This is a genomic window from Bacteroides sp. MSSM.1001136sp1_RTP21357st2_D2_RTP21359_211015, from assembly GCF_040913205.1.
Classification (GTDB): Bacteria; Bacteroidota; Bacteroidia; order Bacteroidales; family Bacteroidaceae; genus Bacteroides; species Bacteroides ovatus.
Genome location: NZ_JBDFVF010000005.1, coordinates 79,769 through 105,710, shown reverse-complemented (window position 1 = coordinate 105,710; position 25,942 = coordinate 79,769). Strand labels below are relative to the sequence as shown.

Sequence of the window (25,942 nt, the reverse complement as noted above, 5' to 3'; positions counted from 1 at the left end):
CTCATCAGTTGAGTACTTTTTACATCCATCGATATCCCTATATACGCCTGATTATCCCTTGGATAACAGGCGTTTTTTGTGGAGATCATTTTTTTGACCGTTCATGGGAACTTTTTTGGAGTATTCTAGCCCTTGGACTTTGTATTGCTTTATTATTTGTGCTTTATTTCCTGAAACGCCATTCTTTGCGATGGTGTTTTGGATTAGCAGTCTCTATCCTTTGTTTTATAGGAGGATGGCTTGGAATAACTTGGCAATTACAACACGCTGTCTACTCTTTTCCGGAAGAAGAAACAGTGTATCGGGTTTTAATAACGGATGCACCTCAAGCGAAAGAACATACCTACCTCTGCCAGACATTATTAAAGGAACGTCGTGATACTGCCGGCACATATCCGATAGAACGTACTGCAATCCTTTATCTACAGCAAGATTCGGCCGTCACCCGGTTGAAAAGTGGAGATGAACTGCTGATTTCTGCCCGTATTTCTCCCCCTCTCAACAATCGGAACTTTGATGAATTTGATTATGCCCACTTCCTGATGTGGAAAGGAATCAGTGGAACAGGATATGTTGCATCCGGGAAATGGACAAAACAGGACGGGATGAATAACCTTGATCTCAAAAGTATAGCCAGCTCTTGCCGAAGAAGGATGATCTCACTTTATCAGAAACTGGGATTTTCCGGCGATGAACTGGCTGTACTTTCAGCACTGACCATAGGAGACAAAACGGAATTAAGTGATTCGGTTCGTGAGAGTTATTCGGTGGCCGGTGCAAGTCATATTCTAGCTCTATCCGGTTTGCATATCGGGCTTTTATATACACTGCTCTTTTTCATACTGAAACCTATTGCCCGAAGAGGAAATATAGGTAGAGCTATACGTTCTGTTCTTCTTCTTATCCTATTATGGGCTTTTGCCTTTTTCACAGGACTTTCTCCTTCGGTAGTACGCTCGGTCAGTATGTTTTCAATTTTAGCAATGGCAGATATGGTTGGTCGCCAACCGCTATCTCTAAATACATTGGCGGCAGCTGCATGGTTGATGCTATTCTGTAATCCGGCATGGTTGTTTGATGTTGGTTTCCAGCTCTCTTTCCTTGCTGTTGCTTCCATCCTATTGATTCAAAAACCAATCTATCACCTGATTACGGTGAAAGGTAGAATAGGAAAATATATTTGGGGACTGATGAGTGTGTCTGTTGCTGCACAAATAGGAACGGCTCCGCTTGTCATGTTTTATTTTTCCCGGTTCTCTGTACATTTTCTATTGACGAACTTGGTTGTTATTCCTTTCATTACGATTATCCTGTATGCTGCTGTCATTATGCTTCTTCTGACTCCTCTTTCGTGGCTTCAGATCGTAGTGGCCGAAGGTGTTAAGAAACTATTGGAAGGACTTAATTTCTTCGTCCGATGGGTGGAACAGCTTCCTTACGCTTCTATAGATGGAATCTGGCTTTATCAGTCAGAAATATTGGGTATCTATATCGTTGGCTTTTTGTTAACCTATTATTTCATGAACCGTCGATACCGGAATTTATTGATTTGTCTTTTTTCTATCTTATTACTGGGGACTTATCATTCAACATTATATTGGCTAGATCGTCCCCGGACAAGCCTGGTCTTTTATAACGTGCGCGGTTGCCCTGCAGTACATTGCATTGAGAGCGATGGACGTTCCTGGATAAACTATGTAGATACTATCTCCAATGAAAAACGTCTGAAGCGCATGGCTGCTAACTATTGGAAGCATCATCATCTTCTGCCTCCCAAAGAAATAACTGCCGATTGCCGGTATATGGAACTTAATCGTCAGCAGCAGATTATATCCTATCATGGCTGTCATATTTGTGTAATAAATGATAACCATTGGCGGAACAAAACCACCGTTTCTCCGTTATATATTCAGTATCTTTACTTATGCAAAGGATATGACGGACATCTGGAAGAGCTCACCCGAATCTTTTCTTTCTCTTACGTCATATTGGACGCATCTCTCTCGGAATACCGCAGACACCTCCTTGAAAGCGAATGCAAGCAATCCGGTCTGCGGTTTATCTCGCTATCCGACGAAGGTTCTGTCCGCTTTTTGCTCTAAGTACAAAGATTTATCGTACATTTGCACCTTGATAAAGTATAAGAGTATGTTGACGAAAGTAATTGAACAAGCCAAAATAGACCATTTTACTAAATGGTTTGAACGAGCTGACAAAATAGTAATTGTATCTCATGTTTCTCCTGACGGCGATGCTATCGGTTCTTCATTGGGATTATATCATTTTTTAGATTCACAAGAGAAAACAGTAAACGTAATTGTGCCGAATGCTTTTCCCGATTTTCTGCGGTGGATGCCGGGCAGTAAGGATATCCTGTTGTATGACCGTTACAAAGACTTTGCAGATAAATTGATCGCCGAAGCAGATGTCATCTGTTGCCTCGATTTCAATGCACTGAAGCGTATCGACGATATGGCAGATGCTGTGGCCGCTTCTCCGGCACGTAAAATAATGATCGATCATCATTTATATCCCGAAGATTTCTGTAAGATAGTAATGTCCTATCCCAAAATATCTTCTACTTCCGAACTGATATTCCGTCTCATCTGCCGTATGGGATATTTCAGTGATATCTCTAAGGAAGGCGCAGAATGTATCTACACAGGGATGATGACAGATACCGGTGGGTTCACCTATAACTCGAACAACCGGGAGATTTATTTTATCATTAGCGAACTCCTTTCTAAAGGAATCGATAAAGATGATATTTATCGTAAGGTGTACAACACCTATTCGGAGAGCCGTTTACGTTTGATGGGATATGTATTATCGAACATGACTGTGTATTCGGAATCTAATTCGGCTCTAATCACCCTGACAAAAGCAGAGCAAAGCAAATTTAACTATATAAAAGGCGATAGCGAAGGCTTTGTTAATATTCCCCTTTCCATTAAAAATGTCTGTTTCTCTTGCTTCTTGAGGGAAGATACCGAGAAACCGATGATTAAAATATCCCTTCGTTCAGTAGGAACCTTCCCATGCAATCAGTTAGCTGCCGAATTCTTCCATGGAGGAGGCCACTTGAATGCTTCGGGCGGTGAATTTTTCGGAACGATGGAAGAGGCAAAAGCGGTCTTTGAGAAAGCGCTTGAGAAATATAAACCTTTACTAACAGCGAAAAGCTAAAGATGGAAGGTTAAAAGTGAATATGGAAAGGTTAAAAGATACGAACTTTCAACTTCCCCCTTTCAACTTTTAATGATTTTGAGATACATTTGTGCGGAATATAGCTAAATAACAGATAATGAAGAAACTTGTATTTTTATTTCTCTCTTTGTTAACCGCCGGAAGTCTGTTCCAGGCATGCGACAATTCGAAGACTTATGCAGAAATGCTGGAAGACGAGAAAAATGCGGTGAATAAGTTCATCAAAGATAATGATATCCGTGTCATTTCACTGGAAGAGTTTGAACGGGATACGATTACAGCTTCTAAAGAAGCGGGGAATGGATATGACGAATACGTTGCTTTCTCCAATGGCGTATATATGCAGATCGTAGATCGTGGAGGAAAAGAGGATAAGAATGGAGTTGAAGTTATTAATGAGGTAGATACTTTTGCTAACAATAATGTCATTTGTACCCGCTATGTAGAACAGGATATGATGACAGGAGATACTACATGTTTCAATGTTCCTTTGGAAAAATGGATGGATATTTCTGAATATTATAAGTCTCCATTAACATTCCGTTATGTGCAAAACTCATCTACTGTTTATGGAATCGTTTTATCTGGTGATTTTGATTATGACTATTTGTGGACAGTTGCTAATGGTTATGGAACTGCAATTCCATCCGGATGGCTGATTGCTTTACCATATTTGCGTAATAATGCCCATGTACGCCTAATTGTACCTTCTAAGATGGGACATACAACTGCACAACAATATGTCAATCCTTATTTCTATGATATCCGGAAGTTCGAGAAAGCAAAAAGCTAAAGCACTAACATTAGATAAATCAAATCTTTAACTAAAGAACCTATGACTCTAATCAAATCTATCTCTGGAATCCGCGGAACTATTGGCGGAGGAGCGGGAGAAGGACTGAACCCGCTTGACATTGTAAAATTCACCTCGGCTTATGCTACTTTGATTCGTAGAACCTGCAAGGCAAAGAGTAATAAGATTGTTGTGGGACGTGATGCCCGCATTTCCGGTGAAATGGTAAAAAACGTAGTGGTCGGCACATTAATGGGAATGGGCTGGGATGTAGTAGATATTGATCTTGCTTCTACTCCGACCACAGAGCTTGCTGTAACTATGGAAGGCGCTTGTGGTGGTATCATCCTGACAGCTTCTCATAACCCTAAGCAGTGGAACGCACTGAAGTTACTGAATGAACATGGCGAATTTCTGAATGCAGCTGAAGGCAACGAAGTGCTTCGTATTGCTGAAGCAGAAGAATTTGACTATGCCGACGTAGATCACTTGGGTTCTTACCGCAAAGACCTGACTTATAATCAGAAACATATCGACAGTGTATTGGCTCTCGACTTGGTAGATGTAGAAGCTATCAAAAAAGCTGATTTCCGGGTAGCTATTGACTGTGTAAACTCGGTAGGCGGTATCATTCTTCCCGAACTTCTTGAACGTTTAGGTGTGAAACATGTAGAGAAACTCTACTGTGAACCTACCGGAAACTTCCAGCACAACCCCGAACCGCTTGAAAAGAACCTCGGTGACATCATGAACTTAATGAAAGGTGGAAAGGCCGATGTAGCTTTTGTTGTAGACCCCGATGTTGACCGTCTGGCAATGATCTGCGAGAATGGCGTAATGTACGGTGAAGAATATACACTGGTTACTGTTGCCGACTATGTACTGAAACATACCCCCGGTAACACTGTTTCTAATTTGAGCTCTACTCGTGCTTTGCGTGATGTAACTCGCAAGTATGGAATGGAATACAGCGCTTCTGCCGTAGGCGAAGTAAATGTTGTAACGAAGATGAAAGCAACCAATGCCGTTATCGGCGGTGAGGGAAATGGTGGAGTAATTTATCCTGCTAGTCACTACGGACGTGATGCATTGGTAGGCATCGCATTATTCCTTAGCCATCTGGCTCACGAAGGAAAAAAGGTTAGCGAGCTCCGTGCTACTTATCCTCCTTACTTCATTGCTAAAAACCGTGTAGACTTGACTCCGGAAATCGATGTAGATGCTATCCTTGCCAAAGTGAAGGAAATCTATAAGAACGAAGAAATCAACGATATCGACGGTGTGAAAATAGACTTTGCCGACAAATGGGTGCATTTGCGCAAGAGTAATACAGAACCGATCATCCGTGTGTATAGTGAAGCTTCTACTATGGAAGCTGCCGAGGAAATCGGTCAGAAGATAATGGATGTGATTAATGAATTAGCAAAATAATATCCTGTAAAATAGGATTTTATTTATAACATTTGAGTCTCGTATATCATAAAGATAACTGAATAAGTTGTCTCATTGATATACGAGACTTTTTATTAGGATGATATCCACTGAATAATGATAGTTACTCTTCTCCTTGAGTATTAACAATAAAGTTTCTTTTGATTAAGTCTAAACTTCCTTTCGTCCAATAGTAAACTTCTCTTTTGTTATTTACAAACTTAAAATGCAAGCTTCATTTTTATAAATGCAAGTTTTGTTTTTAAAAACGGAACCTTTGTTTTTATAAATGAAGCTTGCATTTATAGATTGGAAGGGATGAAAAGCAACTTTACTGTTAATAAAAAGAAAGTTTGGACTTAATCAAGAGCAACTTTTCTATTAATAGATTACATGAGAAGTAAGCAGTATTGAGAGGAAACTAATCTATATAGCTTACTTCTCTACTTCGTTAGAATAGATATAGTATAAGGAGGTTAGTGATATACAAAGGTTTATAGATCTTATAATCAATGATAAATAAACGGCTTATATATGTAGATTTGATATGTGAAAAGGATAATTAAAGGAAAATTGTAGTATATTTGTACTGTCCTTTAGGACGTTTTTATTATAAGGAAGCGTTTAGTGCTTTTTCTCAAGTGCGAATCTGGACAATTCGAGCTGTGTTGAGGAAATAAACAAAACGTTCTCCCTTTGGTTTGTATGTTGCACCTAGGTGCTGATATACAGTCAAGGGCGTGAGCTGTTTTTGCTTGTATTCAACACAGAGGTAGTCCAGAACCTGCACTTGGATATAAGTTTAGCGGTCTCGCGCTTCTTTTGTGTATACACTTCTGTTGAGACTAGGAAGGAACTAACAAATTGAAAAACATGCAAACGGTACAAGTGTTGCCAGTAATGTTACTAATGTCCGTAACAGTATCAGCAAGAGGCCTAACAGGTTTTGAACAGCTTATTGATAAACGTACGACATGAAAATAAAACTGATAGCATTATTTATAATGATGAGATCATTGGCTGCTATAGCTGACAATGATACTTATTTCTTTTCAAAAGTAGATTATCAACAAGGCTTATCCAATAGTGCAGTGCTTTGTCTTTTTCAAGATAATGTGGGGCTGATGTGGTTTGGCACGTATGATGGAGTGAACTGTTGGGATGGAAAGACGATGGAAGTGTTTCGCTCTGATTTTTCAGAAAGCAAAACGTTGAGCAATAACGTGATTCATTCCATTTCGCAGGCAGATAACAGTTGCTTATGGATTTCTACCCATTTGGGAGTAAACCGCTTCTCGCAAAAGGCGAGGCAAGTGGTAGCCAACTATGATTTTTCAGGTGATTATTATGTTCATTCTAATAATCAGGGAAACACTTGGATACTTACCGGAGACGGAATTTACTATTATAATACGCATCATCAACGTTTTATCCGGGTACAAACTTCTGTTTTACCAGTGGATAGTATGGAACGACGTGCATTTGTGACCGATGATGGGGGGCTTTGGGTATTTCCACCTAGTACGGGACAAATTCTTAATTACTCACTCAATAGGTTTGATACGGATAGTTTGTCGGTGAAATTATCTATCTCAACAAACAAGTTCCATTCGAAAGCAATTGAAGATATTTTCTATCAGAATGGTATTTTTTGTTTCGTAGATTGTGACAGAGATTTATATATGTATGATATCTCTCGTAAATCCAAGATTTATATTCGTAATCTTTCATCACTCGTTCAGAAATATGGAGTAATAACAGGGATTGTTCCCTTTTATGAAGATATTATCATTGGATTTCGTGCTAATGGATTGATTCGTTTACGTACTTCTAAAAAGTATGAAGAAGAGATCGTCAATCGTAATATCCGAATCTATGGAATTTATAGGGAACCGCGTCAAGGGTTGCTTTGGATTGCATCGGACGGGCAGGGAGCTGTGATGTACGCCAAAAAATATTCGATCGCTACCAATTTGATGTTGAATCGTATGTCACCTAATTTGAGTAGACAAGTACGTTCGATACTGACAGATGAATATGGAGGATTATGGTTTGGAACAAAGGGAGATGGGCTTTTACATTTGCCTGATTATCATGAAGCAGTAGGAAATCCTCTTGGGAGGGCTATGGTTTATTCTCCTGGAGAGAAACAGGTAATGTCATCATATATTAAATGGAATCATGAGTTTCACGTTTATAAACTGGCCCAAAGTCGCTATATGGATGGCTTCTGGATAGGGGCAGGAAATCCGGGATTATTTTATTATTCATTCAGAGATGATGCTGTGCATTCGGTAGAATATTCTTCCGGTCGACCTGTTATTGAGATACATGATATTTATGAAGAAAATGATAGTGTGTTATATGCTGTAACGGCGGTGGATGGTTTTTATAAAATGGTGCTTGAAAAGAAAGGAGGGACTATTAATGTACGTCAGCAAAAACGTTATCATTTTTTTCATGAGCAACGGGAGATTATGATGTTTTATCCCATGTTGGCGGAAGGGGATTCTATCTTATGGTTAGGTAGTCGTGAAAAAGGACTTGTTCGTTTCGATAAACGAACGGAAGAATATCAAGTCATCTCTTTGAAAGAAAAGCTGCGCAAGTCGGTAGACGATATATTAAGTTTGTACCGCACTGAAGATGGTAAAATGTATGTAGGAACAACTTCTGGTTTGGTTTGTCTTTCATTTTGTGGAAAGAAGATAGAAGCTACTTATATCGGTAGGGAGCAGGGACTTCTTAATGATATGATACATGGTATACAGGAAGATGGCAATGGCTTCCTTTGGCTGGGTACCAATCGCGGACTCATCAAATATAATCCGAAAAATGGCTCGTCGCATGATTATTATTACAGTGCCGGTGTGCAAATAGGAGAGTTTAGTGATGATGCCTATTATCAGTGTCCTTATACAGGCAGTCTTTTCTTTGGAGGAATTGATGGACTGCTTTATCTGGATCGTAAAGTGGCGGCTGCCCCTGAGTTTTATCCGGATATTGTGTTACGTCGGTTGTGGCTTGGGCGGACAGCAGTAAATTTAGGTGATTATTATACGGAAGATGGAAAAAGTCTGCAATTGGAAGGAGCGGAAACTTCTTTCTCTCTTTCTTTTACCGTACCTGATTATTTGACCGGGAAAGAAGTGGAATATTCATTCATCCTGGAAGGATATGATAACCAATGGACTTCATTCAGCAGCATCAATGAGGCTTCATATACTGATGTGCCTGCGGGTGATTATATTTTTAAAGTCCGTTATAAGAAAGACGTGTTCGATACGGAGTATAAATTCTTTTCCATTCCCATACATATTCTTCCACCGTGGTATCAGTCGCTATGGGCTTATCTCCTTTATATTTTATTAATAGTGCTCTTTGTGGTTTATTTGTTTCATTTACTTCGTAAATATATCCTTCATGAACGTATACTGAAACGGTTGCTCAATACGGAAAATAATAAAAAGGTGCTGGAAAGTAGTAGTTATAATCGTGACTTATTGGATAGTTTTACCCTCATTTACCATGCTTGCGATCAGCTACGTGCAGAAAACACCTCTTATGAACAACGTCGTAAGCAAGTGGAGTTAATACGTGAAACAGCGATGAGTGCTCTTTTCCGGCCAGAGACGCTTTATTCAGAGAAACTGAAGCATTTTTATCCTACTACCTTTGTTTTGTCTGCCCGTATGTGTATACAGGAGTTATCTATGGAAGTACTTCGCACGTTGAAGTCAGAAGGAGTAGATGTTACTTTGGTACAATCTCTGATTCCTGCGAATTTTACTTTTCCGGTCTATAAAAATGCTTTACGTTGTATTCTTTATTATTGTTATCAGTTTGTTTGTCAGAAAACATCGTCAGGCAGAATTACGGTTAGTGTGCAGGAAGAAAACGGCAAGATGTCGTTAATAATATCTGGTACGGTTGAGGTGCTTAAAGAACTACAACAACAACTGACCGGAACTCCTTCCTCTGTGTTTAATAAAGAAGATATTGATCGGTTTTTCGGTATTCAGTTGATGCTTTGTTTTGTGCAATCAGCTTTAGAGCAACTTCATACAGTTGTTCGTTATGTAGAATCTGACAGTGGCCAACATAGCCTGATGCTTACTTTCGATCCCGCCACATTAATTGAAAATCAATCGAGTGAAAAGAAAACGATTCTTTTATTAGAAGATCGTGAAGAAATGGTTTGGTTGATAACAGGATTACTTTCTGAAGAATATTTGATACATTCGGTGAAAAGTGTACAGGTGGCATTTGAGGAAATTCATCGTTCGGTTCCTGCTGTTTTTTTAGTTGATATGGCTATGTATGCGGAAGAGGAAAGTACGTTTATGGAATATGTTGGAAAGAATCGCTCGGCTTTATCGAAAACAGCTTTTATTCCTTTGCTGACATGGAAAGCAAGTTCGGTTATTCAACGCGAATTGATTAAATGGTCCGATTCCTATATTGTACTACCCTATGATATTCTCTTTCTGAAAGAAGATGTTCATAAAGCTATTTATGGTAAGCGGGAAGCCAAACAAATTTATTTGGAAGATTTGGGTGAATTGGCAGGGCAAATAGTGTGTACTACAGCAGAACAGGCTGATTTTATCCGTAAACTTTTACAAGTGATTGAACAGAATCTTGAAGAGGAAGAATTGGGTTCAACATTGATAGCCGATCGTATGGCAATGAGTCCGCGCCAGTTTTATCGTAAGTTTAAGGAAATATCTCCCATTGCTCCTAGCGATCTGATTAAAAACTATCGGATGGAGAAAGCTGCGCGCCTTTTAAGAGAGGAAGATCTTTCTATTCAGGACGTTATTGCTGATGTGGGGATATCAAGTCGTTCCTATTTTTACAAAGAATTTGCTAGAAAATTCGGTATGACACCTAAGGATTATCGAGAACAGCATAAGAATCCGTAGTTTTCTTGTACTTTATATTGTGCGCTCATTATACACAATATATTGTAACACATTGTAAATGTCTTGTTTATAATGTGCTCCCATTGTACATGTTATGTGTCTTTTGACCAATGTGATTTTGCCAGCATTTTGTCATTTCAGAGGATGATTAATGAGTGAAAAAGTGTTTAATTCGCTTTGTACTTAGCCATTGAAGGATAAGTATTCAACAGAATCATTAATTAAGAAATCATGAAACAAAACTGCATTAAAACTGTAGCAATTAGTTTGCTCGTAACATTGTCTTTGTCAACTAATGCCTCTACGAGGAAGGTAAATGTCGCGCGTAGCGTTATGGTAGGAAATGGAATTGCCAAATTTGTACCTGATGGCTTTGATGCCAAGAAAGTACCTTCTTTTGCAATTGAAAAAGAACCTCGCGAACAGGGAGCGCTTTCTTCCGGGTGGGAGCTGGTTCCCGATTTTTCACTGACTGACGGTAAAGCGAATGCATCATTAATCATACCGGAAGGTACGAGTATCTACGGAGGCGGAGAAGTTACCGGATCTCTTTTAAGAAACGGAAAAACCATAAAACTGTGGAATACCGATTCCGGAGCATACGGAGTTGATAATGGAACGCGTTTGTATCAGTCACATCCATGGATGATGGGAGTCAGGAAGGATGGAACCGCCTTTGGTATTTTGTTTGATACTACTTGGAAAGCTGAATTAAGCAGTACAGATGAGAAAATAGAGTTAAGAAGTGAAGGGGAGCTTTTTCGTGTATTTATCATTGACAGAGAATCACCGCAGGCTGTTGTTCGAGGATTATCCGAACTAACCGGTACTATGCCGATGGTTCCGCGCTGGGCTTTAGGCTATCAGCAATGCCGTTTTTCTTATACGCCTGACAGTCGTGTAATAGAAATAGCCGATACGCTTCGTTACAAGCGTATTCCGTGTGATGCAATTTGGATGGACATTGATTATATGGATGGTTATCGTATATTCACATTTAACCCGCAAGGTTTTCCTGATCCAAAAGCTGTAAATCGAGACTTGCATCTGCGTGGGTTCCATTCGGTATGGATGATTGATCCGGGAGCTAAAGCTGAAACAGGTTATTCTGTCTATGATTCGGGAACAGCAAATGATGTTTGGGTAAAAACTGTAGATGGAAAAGAATATAACGGTGATGCATGGCCGGGGAAAGTGGCATGGCCGGATTTCACAGATCCTAAAGTTTGCCAGTGGTGGGGCGGACTTTATAAAGACTTTATGGCGCAAGGCGTAGATGGGGTTTGGAACGATGTGAACGAACCGCAAGTGAGTAATACACCTACCGGAACGATGCCGGAAGATAATTTGCATAGAGGTGGAAATGGAATTCCTGCCGGAACTCATTTGCAATATCATAATGTTTACGGGTTCTTAATGGTTAAGTCATCAAGAGAAGGAATGTTAGCCGCGCAACCTAAGAAACGTCCTTTTATTCTGACTCGTTCTAATTTTTTGGGAGGGCAGCGTTATGCCGCAACATGGACAGGTGACAATGGTTCCAGTCGCGAGCATATGGAGATGTCTGTACCTATGTCGTTAACATTGGGACTGTCGGGACAACCTATGAGTGGCGCTGACATTGGTGGCTTCTTGTTCCATGCAGATGCCGATTTGTTTGGGAATTGGATTGCACTGGGAGCTTTTTACCCTTTTTCTCGCGGTCATGCTTGTGCCGGAACCAACAATAAAGAGCCTTGGGCTTTTGGAAAAGAAATAGAAGAGGTTTCCCGTATTGCTTTGGAACGCAGATATATTTTGCTACCTTATTATTATACTCTTTTGCATGAGGCTTCCACAACAGGTATGCCTATCATGCGTCCGATATTCTTTGCTGATCCAAAAGATCTTTCGTTAAGAGCGGAAGAAAAAGCATTTCTGGTTGGTGATGACCTGTTGGTAATCCCTTCATTTGCTAAAAAAACGGCGCTTCCTAAAGGAATATGGGAGGATTTGTCACTAGTAGACGGGGATAAGGATGGTAAATATCAGGCAAAATTAAAGATTCGTGGTGGTTCTATCATTCCTACCGGCAAGATAATACAGAATACCACTGAAAATTCACTGGATCCTTTGATGCTTTTGGTCTGTTTGGATGAGCAAGGCAAGGCTTCCGGAAGTATGTATTGGGATGCTGGAGACGGCTGGTCATACCAAAAAGGTGATTATAGTTTACAACAGTTTACAGCAGAACGTAATGGTAACAAAGTCATGGTGAAACTGGTTGGAAAAACAGGAAAAAGAGAACTGGAGAATAAAGGGATGGCAATTGTCAAGGTGATAACTAAACAAGGTATTCGACTGGCTAGTGGTAATCTGACAGAAGGTATTGAAGTCGGATTGTAAACAGGCTACCACCTCGTTGGGAAATAATAAATGAAAAAATATATGGAAAAGATAATTGGTATATTGATAGTTCTATTTGTGGTTGGGACTACCATGCAGTCGTGTAGTGAAGATAGTAAAGAAGAGGAAAACTTTCTCCAAAAAATTGATCCGGTGGAGCAACTGGAAGTGTTGAATACAAATAGGGAGAAAGAGCTGGTTGTGAATTTTGTGAGGAAAACCTATGTGAAAGATCTCCAGATAGAAATAGCTTATCGGAGGATAGACACCGGAAAGACGCAGGAATGGAGCATTGTTTTATTAAATGGTAATGATGTCAAATACAAAAACGGAGCAAATTATTTGCTACAAGTACCTTCAGAGGGAACGTATGAGGTAGCGGTCACTTTAGTGGGAGTCAATGGTTTGCGGTCGGAGAGTAAAAGTCAGGAAGCGGCAACCTTTGAATATGCACAAATGAAAATGTTTGATTGTGCTCATACCTTGATGACAAAGGTTATAGAGTATTATTATCACAAGGGGCCTCGGACGTGTTGGCAGACATGGTATCCTAAGGCTGACGGTTATTGGGATGGAGACGCACTTGTATGGGGACAAGGTAGTGGATTGTCTGCGTTTGTGGCAATGAGAGAAGCTTCTCTTGGTACGGGGCAGGAACGGCACTATGAGTCTTTGGACAATGATATGTTCAGTGGTATTCAGGCTTTTTGGATAGCAGATCGTGGACGTACTGCATATAGTGTGTATCCGGCAGCTGGCAACGAGCGTTTTTATGATGATAATGTATGGATTGGACTTGATATGGCGGAATGGTATATTATTACTAGAGATAAACGTTATTTGACTCAGGCTGAGGCTGTGTGGAATTATTTGGCACAGTATGGGTGGGATGAAACTTGTGGTGGCGGAGTACATTGGAGAGAATTGAACGAACCTAGTAGGTCGAAGAATACTTGTTCTACAGCTCCGACAGGGGTATTGAGTTGTATTTTATATCAGTTAACTAACAAACAAATTTATTTGGATAAAGCAAAAGAGTGTTTTAACTGGTTGCAGACTTATATGTATGATCCTAGTGATCATTTGTATTATGATAACGCTTCTCCTAAAGATGATGATCCCACTCAGGTAGGTAACATAGAGAAGAATAAGTATTCTTATAATTCTGGTCAGCCTTTGCAGTTGGCTTGTCTTCTTTATAAAATAACGCAAGAGAATTCTTATTTGAATTTAGCAAAACAAATAGCGGAAGCTTGTCACAATAAGTGGTTTAAACAGTTTCATTCGGATATTTTGAAACGTGATTTTAAAGTCCTGTCGCCCGGACACGCATGGTTTAATACTATTATGTGTCGTGGATTTTTCGAACTCTACTCCATTGACAAGAACTCATTGTATTTGGAAGATATACATAGTACGATGTTACACGCCTGGTTTGGCAAAGCACATCATAATAATGGATTGATTAATAATGAGGATTTGAGTGGTTTAAGTGGAGATATTCCGACAGAAGACGGTGGCAATAAATGGCAGATTCTACATCAGGGTGCACTTGTAGAACTGTATGCTCGTTTAGCTGTATGGGAAAAAAAACAGAATTGATTTTCTCGTCGGCAGGTATTTGGAAAAATATCTGCCGGCAAGTTATATATTCTTAGGCAAGTCGTTTATTATTATAGCTAGTCTTTTTACGTCTATTAATAGTGGAGTCGGTACCTTACCCCATTTTGTTCGGGTTTGAAAAGAGAATACAGATTTGAATTAATACTTTTCTCTTGTGTTCTCTTATTGTTCTCTTATTCTGCTTAGTGGTGCTTAATGTGTTGAATATGAGGACTTTATTTTGTGCTCTTATTGTGCTTGTTGTGCGCTTCTTTGTCAACGAAATTTTGTCTTCATTTTGTCACGCCAGAGTATATGTAATAGGTGAAAAAGAACTTATTTTGCTTTCGTTAACAAGAAAAATATATGCATAGTTAAGAATACAAATGTATTTAGTAACCTTAATAAACAAGTAAAATGAATGTATTTAGAATGAAAAAACATCACGCGAAATCGTTGCGGTGGAAGATGAACACCGATTCTTTTCTTATGAAGAGTGGATTTCTATTTTCAATTTTATTATTGTCGTTTTGTGCTGCTAGCTGTTCAGATGATGATGAACAAGGAAAAGGAAGAGCTTTCTTTCAGACTTATTGGGCATTAGATGCCAATAATTCCAGTATGCCTTGTGGCGGAACTCTTTGGACTCAATATTCGGATGCACCTGTTGGGTCGGAAGTTGGAAAGTTAGTAGATAATGATTTAGACACAAAGTACGTTACTTATCATAGTAATGTGAATATAAATTGGAATGGAAACAGTAGTGTCTCAGTAAAATCCTATTCACTTACATCGGCAGCTGATTCTCCGGAAGCAGATCCGAAATCGTGGACATTATCCGGTTCTTCTGACAATCAAAAATGGGTAGTACTGGACACTCAGAAAGATCAGACTTTCGCAGAACGAAAACAGACGAAAACGTATGCTGTAGAAAATGAAGAAGAATATAGATATTATAGATTGAGCATACAAAGTAATCATGGGGCAAGTTCTACTCAACTCGCAGAGTTGTCATTGGCAGCATCTGCTTTCGTTGGAGACATTGATGATTTGATGTCGAAATCTTCCGGAAGTACGTATAGTCCGGATAATGTGATGGGTACTCAGCATGCCGAGTCGGATTTGTCCGTTACGCAGGAAAAATTGCTGTGGTTGAAAGATCCGAATAAAGAACCGGATCCTTTTGCCGGATTGAGTTGGGCTGGTTTCCAAGTCTCCAATCTTTATCCTTTTGGCGAACCTTGTCCGGCAGATGTAAACCAACATTCCATTGGTGACTGCTGTTTGTGTGCGGTGATGGGTTCTTTGTCTTACGTTTATCCGGGATTTATCAAGAATATTATTAAGAATAATGGCAACCAGACATTTACGGTGAAGCTGTACGATCCGAAAGGACAGCAGATCGAAGTCGGAGTAAGTAATCTGTTCGTGGGTACGAGTGGAAGTTTGGGCGCAAGTTCCGGCAAGAGCGGTCAGCCCACATGGTCTACAGTTCTTGAAAAGGCAGTCATCAAGTGGTTTCAAGCGTTTAGAAACACGTCGGACATTGGCGGTATCGGTTCGGAATATGCAGCAGCTATCATCACCGGTAATGGCTCCAGTTTTGCTTTTGCTCCGGAAAAATTAACTCCTGCCGAGCTGCAACGTGCCGTGTCGGTTTCACTGAAGAGAGGAAAACTGGTGGTAGGAGGATTCACTAAAAGCGATGTTCCTGTCGACGGTAAGTATAAAACTGTTTCTGCACATGCTTATACCGTGTCTTTGCCTGTGGATGATACGATGCTTTTCGTCATGCGTAATCCATGGGGTGCAGTGCCTACTATTAGTGGTGGACATGACGGGACGGGCGACGGCATGTTGTTCATCAAGGATGATAATACGGTTCCGCCGCTTATCGATCTCCGTATAATGGAACCGGGAGCAGCAGAAGAATTTGGAGTAGGAGGAAATTTATCTCCTTATACACCGCCTTCTTATACTCCGATGCCAATGCGCATCGCTCCTCATTTATTAAGAACTGGAAGGTAGTTTGATTTAATATTTGAATATACTCATATCCTGTAAAACGCAGGACTCAAAAGATCTTATTTATATGTTAAACTTAAAATTAATATTAACCTTAATTATACATTAAAGTATGAAAAATGTAATTCAAAGCATTTTGGGAACATTCTTTTTTGCTTCTCTAGCTGTCCCGGTTTGGAGTTTGCCAACTGATGGTATGGCTGCATCTTTGCGGGAAGCTTCCGTAGAGAGTACTTTGGAAGTGCAACAGCAGAAAGGAGTTCGTGTAACGGGAATGGTTACTGATAAGGATAAGAATCCATTGCCGGGAGTAACGATTGTTGTAGCTAATGTTGCAAACCCTTCGGGGGCAGTGACAGATGTTGACGGTTTGTTTCAAATAACCGTTCCGGCCAAAAATTCTACATTGGAGTTTTCTTATATTGGATTTAAGAAGAAATCTGTTTCGTTAAATGGATCGAAGTTACTCAATGTAGTTCTGGAGGAAGACGCTTCGGAGTTGGAGGAAGTTGTAATTACCGGTTATGGTAGCCAGAAGAAAGCGTCTATCATCGGTTCTATTGAGACGATTCAACCACAGCAACTGCAATTTGGTACAAGTCGTACATTAAGTAACAACTTAGCGGGTAAGTTAAGTGGTGTAATTGCTATTCAGCGTAGTGGTGAACCGGGGTATGATGATTCTAACTTCTGGATTCGTGGTATTAGTTCTTTTTCGGGCAGTAATTCTCCATTGATCTTGGTGGATGGTATTGCACGAGATCTTAATAACGTAGATGTAGCCGAGATTGAAAGTTTTTCTATTTTGAAAGATGCGTCGGCTAGTGCCATGTATGGTGTACGTGGTGCTAATGGTGTAATCGTCATCACAACGAAACACGGTCAAATTGGTGCACCCCAGGTAAGAGTACACGTAGAACATTCTATTAATCAACCTACCAAATTCCCAGATTTTTTGGATGCACCGGATTATATGACGTTACTCAACCAACTGGCTGCACAGGATGGAGCGATATTACCTTTTGATCAAACGCGTATTGATCGTACCCGTAGCGGATATGATCCCGATCTTTATCCGAACGTAAACTGGATTGATGCAATTACAAAAGATTATGCTTACACAACCAAAGGTAATTTGGAGGTAAGTGGTGGTTCTGATTTCTTGCGTTACTGTATCGTAGCTTCATATTTTAATGAGTCGGGTATTCTGCAACAAGATAAAACATTGCCGGTAGATAATTCTACGGACAATAATCAGTTCAATATGCGTTCGAATATTGATATGAACGTAACCAAAACTACCTTGATGCGTGTAAATATTGGTGGTTTTCTGAATCGTTTCAGGAAACAACGTTGCAGCACAGACCAAGCTTTTTCCGAAGCTTTCGAGACTTTACCTTTTGTGCACCCGGCACGTTATAGCGACGGTTCCATTCCTCGTGAAATGAATAGAGCTAACCCGTGGAGGACTGCGACGCAGGGAGGGTATGACTTCACTACCTCGTCCAAGATTCAGACTTTATTTTCTGTAGAACAAGACTTGAGACAGATTACGCCGGGATTGAAAGCTAAAGGTATCTTCAGTTTCGACCGTTGGAACAGTAGCAGGAGGTCGCGTACCAGCAATACTCCTACCGTACATCCGGCGACAGGGCGTGATGCAGAAGGTAATTTGGTGTATACGTCGTATGATGTGGGCGATGAATCAATGGGTAGTGAAACCGGCACTGAATATGGTAATACCAATGTTTATTTTGAGTTTAACTTGAATTATAGCCGTAAGTTCGGAAAGAACGATATTGATGCTTTGCTTCTTTATAATCAACAGGCTTATGACGACGGTTCTATTCAGGATTATCGTAAACAAGGGTTTGCAGGACGTTTGTCTTATACATACGATAGCCGTTATGTAGCTGAATTCAACTTCGGTTATAATGGTTCGGAAAATTTCGCCAAAGGTCATCGTTTCGGTTTCTTTCCTTCCGTAGCATTAGGTTGGTTGATGAGTGAAGAACCGTGGATGGAGCCTTTGAAAAACACTTTTGATAAGATTAAATTCCGTGCTAGTATGGGACAAGCAGGTAACGATAATATTGGTGGTCGTCGTTTTGCTTATTTGACTACACTAAAAACAGATGCCAGCGGATATACTTGGGGGACTACAGGACAAAAGAACTACGATAAAGGTATTACAGAAGGCGAGATTGGTGTGACAAATCTGACTTGGGAAACAGCTACTAAATCAAATCTTGGTCTGGAAGTTGGTTTGTGGAACGCGTTGGATATTACAGTAGATGTTTTCCGTGAAAAACGTAAGAATATCTTTATGCAACGTCGTATTATTCCTACACAAACAGGTTTTATCACAAATCCTTGGGCTAACTATGGAAAAGTAACGAATGGCGGTATGGAGGTTTCGATTAATTTGCACAAGCAACTTAATAAAGACTGGTTTACATCTTTCTATGGGAATTTTACTTTTGCCAAGAATCGTGTAGACGAGTATGACGAGGCTCCTTCTAAAATTGGTACTTATCGCGGACAGACAGGGCGCTCTATGAATGAACTTTGGGGGCTTACCGCTGAACGTTTGTTCACTGCAGACGATTTTGAGTCTGATGGTTCATTGAAATTCGGTATTCCAAAACAAGAGGTGGGTGCTGACAAACTTTATCCGGGTGACATTAAATATGTTGATATGAATGGAGACGGTAAAATTACTGAAGAAGACGAAGGTTATATTGGCGGAACGGAAGATCCGCGTATCGTTTACGGTTTTGGCGGTGTTATAGCTTATAAGAACATAGATTTTAATTTCTTCTTTCAAGGTACTGCCGACGCTCATCGTGTGATTGGTAATTCAACCATCTTCTTGCCAGGTAGTGGTACAACTGTGCAGGGGAATGCTTATTCTGAAAATCTGGATGATCGTTGGACGGATGATAATCAAGATCCGTATGCTTTTTGGCCTCGCCTTACATATGGTCCTAACAAGAACAACTATCGTGCTTCTACTTGGTGGAAGAAGGATATGAGTTTCTTACGTTTGAAAACTGTAGAAATCGGATATACTTTCCCGAAGAAATGGATGGAAAAAATTTACTCTAAGGGGGCGCGCGTATTTGTCAGCGGTAACAACCTCTTATGTTTCTCTCCTTTCAAATTGTGGGATCCGGAACTTGGTACTAATAATGGTTTGAAATATCCGATGAACCGTTCTATTTTGTTTGGTATTGATATTAATTTCTAAACTAAACCTCAAAAACAATTTTATGAGACATCTCAATTTTTCAAAATATATGGTAGCGGGTCTTATGGCGGCTTCGCTGCTTACGACAAATACTTCGTGTGCAGATTATCTTGATAAAGAACCTGACACGGAACTGGACATCGAAATGGTGTTTTCCAATAGAGATAAGGTGTATCAATGGTTGGCTTTTGTGTACAACACAATTCATGAGCCTGATAAATGGCGTATCTGGAAAGATGGTTACGAAGTGTTTGCTGATGACCTGACTCCTTCAAAGCGCTGGGAGCAATGGGATGGTAAAACCACCATTCCTAAAATCTTTGGTGAATGGACTGTCAATTCGACATGGGATGGCGATTTTTGGCGTATGATGCCGCAATATATCCGTCACGGATATATTTTTCAACAACGTGCCTATGCTTTGCCGGATAGTGATTTGCCACAGAGTGAAATAGATAATATGAAGATGGAAGTTAAGTTCCTAACTGCTTATGCTTGGTGGCAGTTGGCTGAAAACTATGGTGCTATTCCTTTTAAACCGGATTATATCACCCCTAGTGATTTCACCTTGTCTGATTTGATGATTGGACAAAGTCCTTTTGATGAAGTAGTAGATTATTGTGATCAACAAATGTTGGAGGCCGCAAATGCACTGCCTGCTATCTACGATGATCCTTCTAAATATGGTCGTATCAATAAGATTATGGCACTGACTGTTCGTTCTCGTATGTTATTGTTTGCTGCTAGCCCTCTGGTTAATGGTAATGAATGGTACAAAGATTATCGTAATAAAGCGGGGGAACTGGTATTCAATCCGACTTACGATCCCAACAAATGGGTAAAAGCAGCCGAGGCTTGCAAGCTTTGTATTGATGAAGCGGAAAAAGCAGGATACAAACTGTATGTTGAAACAGGTCCTACCGGTGAGAACGATCCATTCATGTCTACCTATAATGTCCATATCAAGAAATGGAGTGAAGGAAACCGAGAAATTACTTTCCCGGTAACAAAAGGAAACGGTTACTTTGATTTTTTCCTTTATGGAGCTTCCACACGTGAATTCAGTGGCGGTGGTGGTCAAGGAGTCTATCAAGGATTGGTTGATGCATTTTTCACAAGAAGGGGATTACCTATTCTTGAGGATGAATCTTATTCAGAAAAGGGATTCTCGGAAAATGTAGATAAACGTAATACTAGCTGGTCTTATGGTACCGGTAAAGAGGGAGAAATAACTGCTGCCGGAATCTATAAGATGTATTGCAACCGCGAACCTCGTTTTTATAATGCTGTTTCTTTCCATGGATCTTGGCAAGAATGTGCGAAGCGTCCGTATGACTTCTTCTACAACGGAAAAGACAATATTCGTACCAGCTCGCCTCATGATGCTCCTCAAAATGGTTATTTGGTTCGTAAGAGTCTTTGTATGACCGATAACAAAAAAACAGGTGTATATACTAGTCGTCAAGGTTTCACTTATCGGTTGGCTTTCACTTATTTGGATTATGCCGAAGCTAATAATGAGGCCTATGATACAAGTGCTGCCCGTGAATTGTGCTTAAAATATTTAAATAAGGTAAGAGAACGGGCAGGTGTGCGTCAGTACACATTTGACGCTGTCTCTGACTTGGATGAGAATTTTATACATATAGAGAACACGCAAGCAGCTGTGCGTAAAGTTGTCAAAGCTGAACGTCGTGTAGAACTTTGTTTGGAGAACAATCGCTGGTACGATCTTCGTCGTTGGAAAGATGTGGAAAATACACCGGAAATGATTGGTGATGATTATGGTATGAATTCAGAGGGAACTACCAATGAGACTTTCTTCAAACGTACCGTTTATCAGACTCGTGTATGGAAAAGATGTTACTATTGGATGCCAGTCTTTATTGATGAATATGAGAAGAACCCGAATTTGGTGCAAACTCCGTTCTGGCTCGAATAGTGAATAACAATCAATTATTTAATGAAGTAAAAAATTATGAAGAAGATATTCTATCAAATAATGGGGTTGTGCAGCATATTAGGAGTGGCGACAGCCTGTAATGAAGATCCAGAGTACTTCACGCTGGACGAACAGCCTGACGAGATGCATATTGTAGCTTCTACCGATAAGCTGGTGTTGGATAAAGGAAAGGAAGACGAAACTGCGATAACCTTTACTTGGGATGCCGCTAGTAGTCCGGTCAATGAGACTGACTTAGTGACCTACTCGTTACGTTTGTATGCTACGGCAAATAAAAGTGCAAATAATACCGATTTTTATGAATTGGATACTGATCGGAAAAAGAGTTTCACGCATGATGAACTTAATGCTATTATTGGTACTTGGGTGTTGCCGGGGCAAGAGGTTAAAGTTACTGCACAAGTCGTTTGTACCGTTCATAATGCGGACAAATACATAAAGCCGGAATCGTCCACGGTAGAATTTACTGTGTCGGGTTATGAGAAGTATCCTACTTATATTTACATTCACATGACAGATAATGAGGGTAAAGTCTCAACTCAACGGCTAGGACAACGCAACATGGGAACCGGTATTTATGAGGGTACATTTGATGTGACTCCTTGTGCGTATCATTTTATTACAGTAGCAGGTGGAGATTATCCTGCCTACGGTAATAGTGGAGATGGTCTTCATATGGTCTATTTGAATGAGGGTGAAATTACAGAATTTACTAATACAGAAACAGGACGTCGCACTTTCATTGTGGACACTAATAACGATTATAATGATTGCCGTATGATGGAAATTTTAGAACTACCTGTTCCTGAAACAATGTATATGGTAGGTAATGGTTGTTCTGTTGGTTGGACTCTTAATAGTGGTGATGGTCTTTTCAAAATAGAGAATGCTCGTAATCCACACCTGTATTCTTGGACAGGTGAGTTCAATGCTGGCGGTGAAATAAAAATCAGTCTTGGAGGTTCAAGTTGGGGTGAAGATCCGTTCTTCTTTGCTCCGGAGGCCGCTACCGATCCGTTAACAAATCATGACTTGACAAAGTATCGTCTGGAAAAAGATGGCGGTGACCTCAAGTGGGTTCCTACTGTAAGTGGTCGTTACAAGTTTACTTTCTGTTTGGATGTGAAAGATATGCATACAGAGTTTGTTCCTGCAAACTAATAAAAGAATGGAAGCCGGAAGAATTCCGGCTTCAAAACTTGAATACTATAAATCTTGATTACAATGAAACATTTATATCGTTTGGTAGTATCTTTACTACTATTTGTGGGCTTTCAGTCTTGCGTTGACGAAGATGGGGCCGGTGTTCCTTCACCTAAAAGTTTAATTATAGAGGCCGATGAGTATACGTTGGACATGACAGATCTTACCACTCCTCAATTTATAGCTTTCCGTTGGGTAGATGTAGGTAATGCCACTTATACGGTAGCATTTACTAAAGCCAGTGATTCTGATACAGAGAATATTGTCACAGAAGTCTTGAACAACGAGGTGACAGTTGAAGAAGAACTTAATGTGTTGAGTATGACCATAAGTAAAGTTCAATTAAAAGACTACTTGACAAAAGCTGGCTTTACACAAACAGGTACCTATGATGTTGTTATTAGCATCACTGCAACTCCTATTGATCTGTCTATTTCTACTGCTTTAGCCGAAGAAGGCAGTGTGAAAACGGCTGTCATTCATGTTACCAGAGATTGATTCTGTGTAAATTCAAACATCTCTTCTTTCTTTTTTTGTATTTTTGCATGAAAAGTGGAAGAGATGCCTTAATATTCTAAACCAAACCAATTATTCATTATTCAAAATTCAAGCAGATGAAGAACTTTTACTTGTTCTTTTTGATAACTTTCTTTTCAATTTCCTTGGGTGCACAAGAAAAATCGAATAACGTTGCCTATGAGGATACGAATGTACGTTTTACAGTCATTTCTGACGGTACAATTCGTATGGAGTATGCTCCTGATGGTAAATTCATTAATCAACACTCTTTCTTGGCTGTAGAACGTAATTATCCGGCAGTTAAATTCAAACTAAAGAAAGGTGCATGGATTGAGCTTTCTACCTCTAAAATGAAACTGCGTTATAAAAAAAATAGTGGTGCTTTCACTGCCGAGAATCTTCAGATTTCTTCGATGAAAGGGTTGACACCTGCTTTCGTTTGGAAGCCAGGTATGAAGCAACAGTATAATCTGAAAGGCACGACTCGTACACTTGACGGATGGGACGGGGATAAGTGTTGGGGGCACAAAGCGGATTTGGAAGATGGGCTTCTTGCTAAAGACGGGTGGACTTGCTTAGATGACTCCAACAATTTTCTTTTCGATGGTGATGCGGATAACTGGAATTGGGTGAAGACTCGTGAACATGTTGAGGGGGCTCAAGACTGGTATTTTATGGCTTATGGACATGATTATAAAGCTGCATTGAAAGACTATACTCTTTTTGCCGGCCGTATGCCTCTTCCTCCCCGTTATGCTTTCGGTTATTGGTGGAGTCGTTATTGGATGTATAGTGATCATGAATTGCGAGAATTATGCAAGAATTTTGAAAACTATAATATTCCTTTGGATGTGCTTGTAATAGATATGGACTGGCATTATACAGATAAGGGACGGGGGAGTTGGACCGGATGGACATGGAACAAAGAGTTGTTTCCTGATTATCGTAAACTCCTTAAAGATTTGAAAGCTGACAATGGACTACGTGTTACCCTTAACCTGCATCCTGCAGAAGGAGTCCGTAGTTACGAAGAACAATATGAAGCTGTGGCGCGTGATAATGGAGTGGATCCGGCTACTAAACAGGAAATACCTTGGATATCTTCAAAAAAGAGTTTCATAAAAAGTATGTTCAAGAATGTTCTAATGCCTATGAACAATGCCGGAATAGATTTTTGGTGGCTGGATTGGCAGCAGGAACCATTTGATAAAGAAGTGAAAAATCTAAGTAATACTTGGTGGCTGAATTATATATTTTTCTCCCAAATGGAGCGTGAACGTCAGACGCGTCCATTGATTTATCATCGTTGGGGAGGACTTGGAAATCATCGTTATCAGGTGGGCTTTTCGGGTGATACATTTATTTCCTGGGCTAGTCTCGATTACCAGACTTACTTCAACTCTACTGCCAGTAATGTACTTTATGGTTATTGGAGTCATGATATAGGAGGTCACCAGGGTGTAGACCATATTGATCCGGAATTGTATGTTCGTTGGATGCAATTTGGCGCTTTTAGTCCTATTTTACGTTCACATAGTACGAAGATTGCTGGTTTGACAAAAGAGCCTTGGGTATTTAGTAATGAGGTATCTGATATTTTGCGTGGCATCATTCGCCAGCGTTATAATATGGTACCTTATATTTACACAATGGCTCGTGAGGCTTATGAAACAGGACTGTCACTCTGTCGCCCAATGTATTATGATTATCCGGAAACGCAAGAAGCTTATGATTACCGCAATCAATATATGTTTGGTAATGATGTAATGGTAGCTCCTGCAACTTCACCTATGAAGGATGGTTATACCGAAGTGAAAGTATGGCTTCCGGAGGGACAATGGTATGAATTTGCTTCCGGAAAGACGTTGCAAGGGGGACAAGTATTGACTCGTTATTTCGCTCTTGACGAATACCCCATTTATATTAAAGCAGGTGCGGTACTGCCGATGTACAACGATAAAGTGATGAATCTGAACGGTAAGGATGAAACGATTGTTTTGAATGTTATTCCGGGTAAGACTTCTTCTGAATTTACATTGTACGAGGACAATGGCGATGATAAAAATTATCAGAAGGAATTTGCTACGACTGCTATTCACTCTGAAAAGACGGGCTCAAAACTGACGCTAACTATTAGTCCGCGTAAAGGTTCTTATAAGGAAATGCCTGCACAACGTTCTTATCAGGTAAAGGTTCTTGCTTCGGCTATACCTGAAAGTGTGACAGTAGACGGACAGAAACAAGATTTCGTTTACCTGAATGAAGAATTCGCTCTGTTGGTAGATATTCCGCAGAAAGATTGTAATAGAGAAAAAGTGGTTGCAATTGAATATCCTGTTTCCGAAGTCAATTTGGATGGATTATTTGGTGCTGCCAAACGTGTAGCTAAGGCGATGGAGAAATTGAAATATCGTAATTCTTATATTGTTTTTCAACCGGACTTTTGCAAATTGGGCAGCATCAAGGAGGCTATACGTTACACACCAGAGAATTTGGATGATTTGTCTGCTGAGTTTTGGAAGAGTTATAAAAACTTGCCTGCCCTGTTGAAAGATGTTCAAAAACTAAATGAGGATGAGGTGAAATGGTTCTTACAGTTGATTAAATATGAACAATAAATAGATTTCTTTTCGTGCTCG

The 25,942-nt window shown here is 40.0% G+C and carries 13 protein-coding genes; all 13 read left to right on the top strand.

Features of this window, described 5'->3' with window-relative positions:
* Positions 1-8 precede the first annotated feature (8 nt).
* Positions 9-2,102 (top strand): ComEC/Rec2 family competence protein, encoded by a 2,094-nt coding sequence (locus tag AB5217_RS05335; protein WP_368112685.1) that lies wholly within the window; start codon positions 9-11, stop codon positions 2,100-2,102.
* 46 nt (positions 2,103-2,148) lie between these two features.
* On the top strand, positions 2,149-3,186 hold the full coding sequence (locus AB5217_RS05330; protein ID WP_004297310.1) for a DHH family phosphoesterase: 1,038 nt from the start codon (positions 2,149-2,151) through the stop codon (positions 3,184-3,186).
* Between the two features lie 118 nt (positions 3,187-3,304).
* Positions 3,305-4,000: a DUF4827 domain-containing protein gene (locus tag AB5217_RS05325; protein ID WP_004297311.1), complete on the top strand. Its 696-nt coding sequence runs from the start codon at positions 3,305-3,307 to the stop codon at positions 3,998-4,000.
* A 42-nt stretch (positions 4,001-4,042) separates the two neighbouring features.
* Positions 4,043-5,431 carry a phosphoglucosamine mutase gene (gene glmM, locus AB5217_RS05320; RefSeq protein WP_004324753.1) on the top strand — a complete coding sequence of 463 codons (1,389 nt, stop codon included), beginning with the start codon at positions 4,043-4,045 and terminating at the stop codon, positions 5,429-5,431.
* Positions 5,432-6,405: 974 nt separating this feature from the next.
* Positions 6,406-10,356, top strand: a complete 3,951-nt coding sequence (locus tag AB5217_RS05315; RefSeq protein WP_004297314.1) for a helix-turn-helix domain-containing protein — start codon at positions 6,406-6,408, stop codon at positions 10,354-10,356.
* Between the two features lie 231 nt (positions 10,357-10,587).
* The gene (locus tag AB5217_RS05310; RefSeq protein ID WP_004297315.1) at positions 10,588-12,741 is read left to right on the top strand and encodes a TIM-barrel domain-containing protein; all 2,154 of its coding nucleotides are present in this window, start codon (positions 10,588-10,590) and stop codon (positions 12,739-12,741) included.
* A gap of 42 nt (positions 12,742-12,783) precedes the next feature.
* Entirely contained in the window at positions 12,784-14,343 is a 1,560-nt protein-coding gene (locus AB5217_RS05305) for a glycoside hydrolase family 76 protein (protein WP_004324754.1), read from the top strand.
* Positions 14,344-14,775: 432 nt separating this feature from the next.
* Positions 14,776-16,371, top strand: a complete 1,596-nt coding sequence (locus tag AB5217_RS05300; RefSeq protein ID WP_224440820.1) for a C2 family cysteine protease — start codon at positions 14,776-14,778, stop codon at positions 16,369-16,371.
* Positions 16,372-16,480: 109 nt separating this feature from the next.
* Positions 16,481-19,618, top strand: coding sequence for a SusC/RagA family TonB-linked outer membrane protein (locus AB5217_RS05295; protein ID WP_004297318.1), 3,138 nt, complete (start codon positions 16,481-16,483; stop codon positions 19,616-19,618).
* A 22-nt stretch (positions 19,619-19,640) separates the two neighbouring features.
* A complete protein-coding gene (locus tag AB5217_RS05290) occupies positions 19,641-21,560 on the top strand; it encodes a RagB/SusD family nutrient uptake outer membrane protein (protein WP_004323617.1) in 1,920 nt (639 codons plus the stop codon).
* A gap of 36 nt (positions 21,561-21,596) precedes the next feature.
* Positions 21,597-22,742: a SusE domain-containing protein gene (locus tag AB5217_RS05285; protein ID WP_004297320.1), complete on the top strand. Its 1,146-nt coding sequence runs from the start codon at positions 21,597-21,599 to the stop codon at positions 22,740-22,742.
* Positions 22,743-22,823: 81 nt separating this feature from the next.
* Complete coding sequence (locus AB5217_RS05280) at positions 22,824-23,282, top strand: hypothetical protein (RefSeq protein ID WP_230595735.1); 459 nt, start codon at positions 22,824-22,826, stop codon at positions 23,280-23,282.
* Positions 23,283-23,398: 116 nt separating this feature from the next.
* Positions 23,399-25,921, top strand: coding sequence for a glycoside hydrolase family 31 protein (locus AB5217_RS05275; RefSeq protein WP_004297323.1), 2,523 nt, complete (start codon positions 23,399-23,401; stop codon positions 25,919-25,921).
* Positions 25,922-25,942: the final 21 nt, after the last annotated feature.